9 protein-coding genes and 1 tRNA gene are annotated in these 10278 nt (G+C 35.8%); all 10 read right to left on the bottom strand.

Translation table 11 applies throughout. The annotated features are described in order from the left end of the window. Nucleotides 1-95: 95 nt before the first annotated feature. Nucleotides 96-575: a transcriptional regulator gene (locus HMPREF2904_RS04845; RefSeq protein ID WP_070660516.1), complete on the bottom strand. Its 480-nt coding sequence runs from the start codon at nucleotides 573-575 to the stop codon at nucleotides 96-98. A 154-nt stretch (nucleotides 576-729) separates the two neighbouring features. Then, nucleotides 730-801, bottom strand: a tRNA-Glu gene (locus HMPREF2904_RS04840). Between the two features lie 90 nt (nucleotides 802-891). After that, a complete protein-coding gene (gene ftsH, locus HMPREF2904_RS04835; RefSeq protein ID WP_003002062.1) occupies nucleotides 892-2865 on the bottom strand; it encodes an ATP-dependent zinc metalloprotease FtsH in 1974 nt (657 codons plus the stop codon). Between the two features lie 10 nt (nucleotides 2866-2875). After that, nucleotides 2876-3418, bottom strand: coding sequence for a hypoxanthine phosphoribosyltransferase (gene hpt, locus HMPREF2904_RS04830; RefSeq protein WP_003018402.1), 543 nt, complete (start codon nucleotides 3416-3418; stop codon nucleotides 2876-2878). A gap of 4 nt (nucleotides 3419-3422) precedes the next feature. Then, the gene (gene tilS, locus HMPREF2904_RS04825; RefSeq protein ID WP_070660513.1) at nucleotides 3423-4697 is read right to left on the bottom strand and encodes a tRNA lysidine(34) synthetase TilS; all 1275 of its coding nucleotides are present in this window, start codon (nucleotides 4695-4697) and stop codon (nucleotides 3423-3425) included. Further along, a complete protein-coding gene (locus HMPREF2904_RS04820) occupies nucleotides 4697-5983 on the bottom strand; it encodes a serine hydrolase (RefSeq protein WP_070660510.1) in 1287 nt (428 codons plus the stop codon). Before HMPREF2904_RS04820 ends, tilS begins: the two co-directional genes overlap by 1 nt. Then, nucleotides 5955-6083, bottom strand: coding sequence for an SP_0009 family protein (locus HMPREF2904_RS11915; RefSeq protein WP_003009253.1), 129 nt, complete (start codon nucleotides 6081-6083; stop codon nucleotides 5955-5957). Before HMPREF2904_RS11915 ends, HMPREF2904_RS04820 begins: the two co-directional genes overlap by 29 nt. 3 nt (nucleotides 6084-6086) lie before the next feature. Continuing rightward, nucleotides 6087-6455: an FtsB family cell division protein gene (locus HMPREF2904_RS04815; RefSeq protein ID WP_003009251.1), complete on the bottom strand. Its 369-nt coding sequence runs from the start codon at nucleotides 6453-6455 to the stop codon at nucleotides 6087-6089. Continuing rightward, nucleotides 6448-6714: an RNA-binding S4 domain-containing protein gene (locus tag HMPREF2904_RS04810; protein WP_003002258.1), complete on the bottom strand. Its 267-nt coding sequence runs from the start codon at nucleotides 6712-6714 to the stop codon at nucleotides 6448-6450. The genes HMPREF2904_RS04815 and HMPREF2904_RS04810 overlap by 8 nt, the downstream gene beginning before the upstream one ends. A 68-nt stretch (nucleotides 6715-6782) precedes the next feature. Continuing rightward, nucleotides 6783-10277 carry a transcription-repair coupling factor gene (gene mfd / locus HMPREF2904_RS04805; protein ID WP_070660508.1) on the bottom strand — a complete coding sequence of 1165 codons (3495 nt, stop codon included), beginning with the start codon at nucleotides 10275-10277 and terminating at the stop codon, nucleotides 6783-6785. Between the last annotated feature and the right edge of the window lies 1 nt (nucleotide 10278).

Raw genomic sequence — 10278 nt, 5'->3', positions numbered from 1 at the left:
ATTAGTATATCATGACCTACTCTTACTGTCAACACTTTTTTTCAAAAAATTTTATTTTTTTGAAAGTTCATTTATTCACTGTCAACTTTCAGTTTTTAAATTGAATTTTTAAAGTCCTTTAAATAGTTCTCTAATTTCTTTTTCATTTTTGTTTTTCCTAGACATCTTCTGTTTGCTAGTAATGCTTCATATTGTTCTTTTTCTTTTACGGTTAATTTTTCTTTAAAACGTTTTAATGCATCTCTCAGAACAACCAGCTCATCTAAATATATTTTTCTTGATGAAATTCTGTGACTAATTTCTCCAATTTCAATATATGGAAGTCTATTTATTTTTCTCTTATCACTTTCCTGTTGTCTTATTTTATCTTTAATATGATTTCTAAATTTTGTTTTGAAATATGTATAAAGTAATTCTTCATTTGTTTCAATTTCAGGATTTTTTTGATAAAGTTCAAACAGAGTTAGCTGACCTTCTTGTTCCCAATCATCCTTTTCCCATAATTGAATATAATACTCTTTTTCACATTTTTTTACGATATATTTTACTTTTTGATACATTTTATTAAATTCCATAAGCTCTCCTTTACTTTTATCTGTATTTTATAAAAATAAAGATGCCCATTGGACTTTTTTTCTATTCTGCACGTTTTTTTAACTATTTGGTTATTATTTTTGATTATTTTGTCCAAATACACAAAAAAACTGCCACTTGGTGACAGTTTATCGATAGTCCGTACGGGATTCGAACCCGTGTTACCGCCGTGAAAAGGCGGTGTCTTAACCCCTTGACCAACGGACCATTTTTACAACATATTCTATTATACAGAATATTTTTACTCTGTCAACACTTTTTTAATAAAAAAGAAGGAAATATTTTCCTTCTTTTGAATTAGTTATTTTCTTCTAATTTTGACTTAATCTCATCATATGATAGAGGTTTTGCTTCTTCTTCCAATTCATGCTCTGAATTTTCAGGCATTTTTCCTGTTTCATATAATGATTTAATTTGAACACTATCCAAGGTTTCATATTTTAATAGAGCTTCCGCAATTAGTTTATGCGTTTCTCTATTTCCTTGAATAATTTCTGCCGCTTTATTACGGGCTTCATTCAACAAACCACGAACTTCTTCATCAATTTCGTAAGCTGTTTGTTCTGAAATCATTTTTTGTGGGCTTTGAGCACCAAACATCGCATGATTTCCTTCATATTGGACTGGTCCAAGTTTTTCACTCATACCATATTCCGTTACCATTGCACGCGCCATTTGGGTAGCTTGTTCAAAGTCATTTGAAGCACCCGTTGTTTGCGAATTGAAAATAATTTCTTCGGCAACACGGCCTCCCATGAGCCCAGCTAATTGTTCTTTCATATCTTCTTTAGAAAGTAACATTTGATCTTCTTTAGGAAGGGCAATCATGTAACCGCCTGCACGACCACGTGGAACAATAGTAACTTTATGAACTACACGAGCATTTGATAAGACCAGACCAACAATTGTATGACCAGCTTCGTGATAAGCAACCATTTCACGTTCTTTTTGTGAAATCGTCCGATCTTTCTTAGATGGACCTGCAATAACACGATCTTCTGCTTCATCGATATCAGCAGCATCAATTACTTTTTTATTTCGACGAGCTGCAACCAAGGCTGCTTCGTTCAAAACATTTTCGAGATCAGCACCGACAAATCCTGGTGTTTGTTGAGCAACCAATTTCAAGTCCACATCTTGAGCAAGTGGCTTATTCTTAGCATGAACACGAAGAATTGCCTCACGACCTTTCACATCTGGACGTCCAACTAATACTTTACGGTCAAAACGGCCAGGACGAAGAAGGGCAGGGTCAAGGACATCAGAACGGTTAGTTGCTGCGATAACAATGATTCCTTCGTTGCCTTCAAAACCATCCATCTCAATCAAGAGCTGGTTAAGGGTTTGTTCACGTTCATCATTTCCACCACCAAGACCTACACCACGTTGGCGCCCAACAGCATCAATTTCATCGATAAAGATAATGGCTGGTGCTGCTTTTTTAGCATCTTCAAAAAGTGAACGAACCCGGCTAGCACCGACTCCGACAAACATTTCAACAAAGTCAGAACCAGAGATACTGAAGAATGGCACTCCAGCTTCACCAGCTACTGCTTTTGCTAAAAGGGTTTTACCAGTTCCTGGAGGGCCTTCAAGAAGCACACCTGCTGGGATTCTTGCACCCAATTTAGTAAAGCGTTTTGGATCTTTTAAAAATTCAACAACTTCAACAAGTTCTTGTTTTTCTTCTTCAGCTCCTGCTACATCTGAAAAACGAACTTTAATATCTTCTTTATTAGCAGCGCGGGCTTTATTACGACCAAAGTTCATTGCACCTCTGGCACCTCCGCCACCGCCTTGGTTCATCATTGAGAAGAAGAAGAACATGACGATAACAAATGGAACAATTGAAGTGAGAATTGTTATCCACATGCCACTTGAGCTCTCACGCTTGATGGTGATTTCTGCTTTGTGGTCAGCTGCTAATTTTTGTAATTCATTGACGGTGATATCAGATGGAAGGATGACACTAGTAAAGCGAGATACTTTTTGAACACTTGGGGTAAAAAATTGAATTCCTGTATCTTCTTTTGATTCTTTTGCTTTATTATAGGTCCCTGCAATTTCAATCACACTACCATTTGGTTGGTAACTGATCGTTTTTACATTATCATTTTTAATTTCTTTGACCAATTCTGTGTAGTTGATTTGCTGACTTTGACCAACTCCATTACCCGCAAAAAAGTACTGGAATCCTGTCACAGCCGCTACAATAATCAACAAATACAGAAATGGATTTCGAACAAAACCGTTATTTTTTCTGTTATTCATCTAGTCTCCTCTATTTTGAGTACACTTCCTCTTTTAATACACCAACATAGGGTAGGTTACGATAATTTTCATCATAGTCTAAACCATATCCTACAACAAACTCATTTGGAATCGTAAAGCAGGTGTAATCTGCTTCAATCTCAACCAAACGTCCTTCAGGTTTATCCAGTAAGGTAGCAATCTTCACAGATGCTGCATTTCGTTCTTCAAAGAGTTCTTTTAGACTCTTGAGGGTTTTACCTGTATCGATAATATCTTCTACAAATAAAATATCTCTACCAGTAATATCTTGGTCGATATCCTTGATAATATTAATAATACCTGAGCTTGCTGTACCACCATGATAACTTGAAACCAGCATAAAATCCAATTCAATATGTGTATCCACGTGGTTAATCAACTCTGCCATAAATGGAACAGAGCCTTTCAAAATTCCAACAAAAATTGGATTTTTTCCTTGGTACTCTTTTGTTAGGGTTTCACCCAATTTCTTTGCTGCTTCCACAATTTCATCATGTGAAACCAATACTTTTTTTATATCTTTTTCTAACATGTTTTTACCTATCTATTTTTTGAATATAAAGACTGTCTTTCATTATACCACTTTTTGAGGGCTTACTCAAATCACTCGTTACCAATCCCACTACAGAAAGAATATTATGATTTTGTTCTATAATGAGAGCCTTTTGCCGAAGAGAAATTGGAATTTTATGGTTGATAAACCACCGTCTTAATTTTTGATGGTGGCCATTAACAAGTAGCTGATCTCCTTCCTTTCTCCTTCTAATTAAGATGGGAGTTTCGCGTGAAACAGAAAGAATTTCTACATTTTCCCCTACTAATGGTTGTCCAAAAGATAGTTTATAATTTGCAATTTCAAAGATATTCCCAAATTCTAACAAAAATGGGAGGGGGTGGTCATCCGACTTTTGACTGATTTTTTGTATTTCAAAGAAATCATATTCTTGATGTAGTTCATAATTCGACTTTAAATAATGAACGCAATTTCTTTTTTTTCGCAGTAAATCTAATAATTCTTGAAACTGTACCCTACCAAGTTGCAAATCTGGAAATTGTGCCAGATACTCTTCTAATAAGAATAATTGTACAGAATGAGAATACTTTCTAAAAGAAGCTAAATCTTGAATGGTTAACTCGCTAGTCAATTCTTTCAGTGCTTGGTGCCAATGACTCACTTCCTCTGCTAAATAGCGAAGACTTGCTTGCATTTGAGGATTTTCTTTTTCAAATTCTGGAAGGTATTGATGGCGTACACGATTTCGAAAATAGTCCTGTGAGTCATTGCTACTATCTTCAAAGTGAGGGATTTTCATCAACTCATCTTTGGTAAAAGTTAACAAAGGACGGATTAGCTCACCCTTGCTAAATGGTTGTCGTACAGGAATGCCACTTAAATGGCGTAATTTTGTTCCTCGTATTAAGCGCATGAAAGTTGTTTCGGCTTGATCGTTTGCATGATGACCTGTTACTAAAGCGGTGCAATCCTCTTTCTCCATAATCTGTTTAAAAAAATCATAACGAAAGGTACGAGCTTTTGCTTCTGTAAAATCACCCGAATAGTGAGCTACATGGATACGTGTCTCTCGCCTATCAGCTAGCGTTCGAAGTTCACTTTCTTCTAAATCTGATTCTGGTCTTTGTCCATGATTGACATGAGCGAGTACTAGATGGATTTTCAATCGTTCTTTATTCTTATATAAAAGTTCATACAGATTCATTGAATCCAATCCACCAGATAAGGCAACCAAAACACGGCGATGGGGAGTAAATAGATCTTGTTTTTCACAAAACTCTAAAAATCGCTTTTCCATTATTTCAATACCTCATAGATATCCTTTGAAATGTTGGAAATCGTATCATAATTCGAATGATCTGTAAAAATGGCTATTACATAGGGTGAATTTGTGTATACAATCGCAACATCATGTCTAAAATCATAGGCATCTCCAATTTTATGAGCAACTTTTACTGGAAGGTCACGCGCAATCCGTTGATCATCATATTTTGTAGAAGAGAGCGCATCAATAATAGGGCCATTTTGTTGATAGACAGCTTCCATGACATTGCCAGCCATTTCAGCGGATGCTTCTCTTTTTTCAACATCCCAATGTTTTTTTGCAATTTTATCCAAAGTTTTTTGAAAATCTTGATCTGATTGATGAGTGACATAATAATTCAAGATATTATGTCCAACATTATCTGATTCTTTTGCAATCTTATCTACCAACTCTTGAACACTGTATTCTTTTCCATCTGGTGTTTTTGAAAGGCTACCACTTCCTTCTGGTTCATAGCCACCTTTGAAATCATTGACTTCTGGAATATATTTGTAGGTTGTAGTTGGGGAAATGGCTTTTTTATTGAGCTGTTCTTGGACGTAGTACAAGTATGGTAATTTCGTTACACTGGCAGAATACATTTCTTTTTGCGGATTGATTCCAGCAGTATTTCCAGTCTCTAATTGTTTTACATAGATTCCATACGAAGGAGAATTGTATTTACTATTCAACAAGTCCTGGACTTTTTCCATTCGATTATCTTTTTCAGTGACGAATGCTTTGTTCACCCAGCCCTGACCTTCAATCTCCAAAAACTCATCTCGTAAAGTCTTAGCTGTACGTAAGACTGTCACTTTTGTATAAGGAGAAAGAGGTGTATTTTTTTCTTTTGCACCATTTATTAAGGGTCGGTCATACACTTTAAAACCAGGTTTTAGCCACATGTCTTGTTTTTTTTCTTGTGTTTCTTGTACAACATCAGAAAAAATGACAGAAGAATCTGCTAATACATATCCTTTATCTGCTATTTTAAACACAGCTTTCCCTTCATCATTTACAAAGAGTTGTTCGATTGTAAACGGTGTGTTAGGAAGAATTTCTCCTTTTTCTTTTTTCAACTGAGGATCAGAAAAAACAGAAATTTTGCGATAGACATTAGGGTTCGCTGGAATTGAAGAAAAATAAAGTTCTGATGGATGAGCCATTGTCTGAGAAGACTCAGACTGCTCGACACTCGCTGCTTGAGACCCAATAAATAAAATTGGAACTAACAATAGGAGCAGAAATCGTTTAGACACCTGTATTCCTTTCCTTTTCATCCTTTTGAAGTTTGATCATTTGGTTTTTCTTTTTTAATTCCTCTAATTTTTCATCCGAAAATTCAAGAAATTGTTTAACTGTTTGTAAGATATTTTCCATCGGTTATTGGGGAAGTAAATCTGGAATGGTATAAACATATTCACCATCTTTTGAAAAAGAATACTTAGCGCGTGCATATTTTGTTGCATAATCATCGTCTTTTAATTTTTTAGCGATATCTTGTTGGTATTCTTTTTGTTCACTTGTTTCTTTATACTCTTTTTCCAACTGTTTGTATTGTTCTTTTTTATCTTGTAGCGATTGATAGCTCTGGGCTAAATTATAAGTTGGAAGAATAAACAGTAACATGACTAATATCAAAACGAGCCCCAGAAAACGATTGCGTTTTTTTCTTTCTTCTTCTAAAAAACGTTTTCGCTGACTTTCGTCTTTGATATATTTATTGTTCATTTGAACGATATTTTTAGGCATCTTCTTCTATCCTTGTTTCACTAATTATTTCGTACATTTTGGATGCATCTTCTTTTTTTGTACTATCCAACATTTCCAAGACTTTAACCGTCAATACTTTATTTCCAAAACGAACTTCAATTTGATCATTCACTTTCAAATCCGTTGAACTTTTGGCTAATACTCCATTGACTTTGATTCGCCCTTTATCTGCAACTTCCTTTGCAACAGGACGACGCTTAATAATGCGAGAAACTTTTAAATATTTATCTAATCTCATACTGTCACCTCTAACATAGTATTGTATCATTTTTTATACATAAAATGCGAAAAATGAGCTAAGAACTGCTAGTTCTCTTCTTTTTCCTGTTTAATTTCCAATAAGGTTTGACCAAATTGCTTCAGAGCTTCTAAAATTTCAAAATCTTTCTTATTTCGAATATCGAAGATCACTTCAATCAATCCTTTTTCTTCTGCAATCTGTGCCTTTAACTGTGTCATTGACAGAGCTTTGAAATAATCCTGTGTTAAAAACAGTTGTTTGGCAATAGGTTCAAATTTCACTGTCACTTTTTGTTGTTTTCTCTCAACAAGACGGACAAAGACTTGATCCAAGTAAGCTTTCACTAAACCAATTTCAAGTAGGTAGGCCACAACATCTGGGTATTCTCCAAAACGATCGATCAATTCATCTTGCAAGTATTCATAGTCTGTCGCAGAATTCATTTCACGAATTTGTTTGTAAATTTCAATTTTTTGACGTTGATCTGAAATATATTCATTAGGTAAATACGCATCTATTTGAAGGTTCAACTCTGCATTACTCTTTTGCCTACGATGCTCTTGGCCTTGTTTCTTAGCAATAGCTTCTTCTAACAATTGAGAATACATTTCAAAACCAACTGAATCGATAAAACCAGATTGAGAGGCTCCAAGGATATTCCCTGCTCCACGGATCGATAAATCTCGCATAGCAATTTTAAATCCAGACCCCAACTCAGTAAAACCTTTAATAGCTTCTAAACGTTTTTCAGACACTTCTGTAAGAGATTTGTCTGGACGATACATCAAATAAGCATAAGCAATTCGATTGCTTCGTCCCACACGACCTCTTAGTTGATAAAGCGTTGAAAGCCCCATATGATCCGCATTTTCAATAAAGAGTGTATTGGCATTTGGAATATCCACACCTGTCTCAATAATGGTTGTCGTCACTAAGACATCGTATTCGCCATTAATGAAATCCAACAGGGTATTTTCCAGGCGAACTTCACTCATCTGGCCATGAACAAAGCCAATCGAAGCCTCTGGAATCAACTCTTTTAATTCAGACACCTTTTGTTCAATTGTATCTACCTTATTGTAAAGATAATAGGCCTGTCCTCCACGATCCATCTCCCGCAACACAGCATCTCGAATAATGGTTGGATTGGTCTCTAATACAAAAGTTTGCACAGGATACCGATTGGTCGGAGGTGTTTCAATGACAGACAAATCTCGAATTCCTAGCATAGACATGTGAAGAGTTCGAGGTATAGGGGTAGCTGTCAAGGTAAGCACATCCACCTTTTTTTTCAATTCTTTCAAGGTTTCTTTGTGCTTCACTCCAAAACGTTGTTCTTCATCGATCACGATTAAGCCTAAGTCTGAAAAAACAACATCTTTGGACAAGAGCCGGTGAGTTCCAATAATAATATCCACTCGTCCTTTTTTCAACTTTTCAAGCGTTTCTTTCTGCTCTGCCTTACTCTGGAAACGACTTAAAACAGCAACCTCTACTGCAAAAGATTCAAAACGCTCCTTAAAATTGGCATAATGTTGTTGGGCAAGAACAGTGGTAGGAACCAGCACTGCTACTTGTTTATGATCATTTACTGCCTTAAAGGCTGCTCGCATAGCGACCTCTGTTTTCCCAAAACCGACGTCTCCAACCAGCAATCGGTCCATCGGATGATTCGATTCCATATCTTTTTTGATTTCTTCAATGGAACGTAATTGGTCATCTGTTTCAATATATGGAAAATCTTGTTCAAAAGCCTCTTGGTTTTCATCATCTTGGGAATAGGAAAAGCCTTCTAATTGACTACGCTCCGCATAAAGTTTTATCAAATCATCCGCAATGTCCTCTACCTGGGTCTGAACCTTTTGCTTCGTTTTTTGGAAACGCCCATCGTTTAACTTGTTAATTTTTGGCGTTTTTCCATCACTTGCAACATATTTGGACAACATCTGAATCTGATCGACAGGAATCGAGATGCGATCTCCATTTTGATATTGAATCGAAACATAATCACGATGGACACCCGAAATTTCAATCGTTTCAATTCCCAAATATTGACCAATACCATGAACTTGGTGAACAACATAGTCCCCTTTTTCTAGTTCATTATAATTTTTTAGGCGTTCTGCATTGGAAATATTTTGCCTGCGAATCTTTCGTTTGATCTTTTTCTGATAAATCTCTGATTCTGTAATGTAGACAATTTTTTCATCAACAAATTGGAAACCGTGAGCTAGTCCTCCAACAATTAATTGACTAGCTTGAGGGATAATCGCATCCCCATCAATATAATCTAATCGAATCCCATACTCTTCTAAATTTTTATGTAGCTGTTGAAGATTGTGATGAGAAGTTGCTTGGACAATAACTGTATAGTTTGATTTTCGATACCGTTCAATTTCCTCTTTTAGCAAATCAAATTGTCCAAAAAACTCCTGCATGGGATATTGATTGAATTGATACAAATGATCAAACTTCAGATTTCCCAATCCTTTTTGAAAGTTTGAAAAATAAGTGGCAGGGGTATATTTTCGTAATGTTGTACTGGTGTCTGCAAAATACACTTGGCGAGAAGAAGCTCTATTTTTATGTAAATCTTCCGTCAAGAGATTAGCTGTATCTAGTTCAAATCTCGCTATTTGATCGGCTATTTTTTGATAATCATCCAGAAAGACTGGAGTGTGTTTAGGGAGATAATCGAATAGGGTATATTGTTTCTTGTAAAAGAAACTAATAAATTTTCTAAGATCCGGATGGAGTTTCCTTTGAGAAATATCTCCTAAAATTTCTGCTAGATAAGATTTAAATTCTTCATTCGCGCTCTGTTCTTGCAATTGTTCGATTTGCTGCTGACCACGGATAAAATCTTCCTCTTGCAACAATAGATCACTCACTGCCTTCAGTTGAACTTCTTCAACATTTTCAACAGAACGCTGACTTTCTGGGTCAAAAATTCGGATTCCATCAATCTCATCTCCAAAAAATTCAATCCGATAGGGTTGGAGTTGTTCGATCTCAAAGATATCTAAAATATCTCCTCGTAGACTAAACTCTCCCTGTTGCAAAACTTGGCTCACCTTTTGATAGCCAATCTTTTGTAATGTTTCACTCAGAGTAGTTAAGTCTATTTCTTGACCAACCTTCAATTTAAAAATACTAGATGCAAAAACTTTAGGAGAAGGTAATAGTAGTTTTATACCACTCACATTGGTCACAAGGATACCTTGACGATCTTCTTGACATAAAAAGTTCAAAGCCTCTAATCGTGCAAATTGCCTTTCTTGTGAAGCAAAAACAAATTCTGCTAAAGGGTTATCATCTCCCAAAAATGTATGGACTTTCTCTTCTCCAAGCAAGGCAATAAAATCACTGGCCAATCGTTCCGCTTCGTTATAACTGGAAGTAATGAGGACTGCTTTTTCAATAGAATCAAAGGCTGAAGCCATTACAATAGCCTTTGTGGTCGCAGACAATCCTAAGATCAATTCCCTATTGTTTTTTTGCAAACCTTGTTGCCAGGATAGAAGGTTGGAGTTTTGACTCACTAAATCAATTACATTCATC

It is taken from the genome of Streptococcus sp. HMSC072G04 (assembly GCF_001813295.1).
In the GTDB taxonomy this organism is placed as follows: domain Bacteria; phylum Bacillota; class Bacilli; order Lactobacillales; family Streptococcaceae; genus Streptococcus.
The sequence above is the reverse complement of the archived record's forward strand: the minus strand, read 5'-3'. Positions and strand labels throughout refer to the sequence as shown.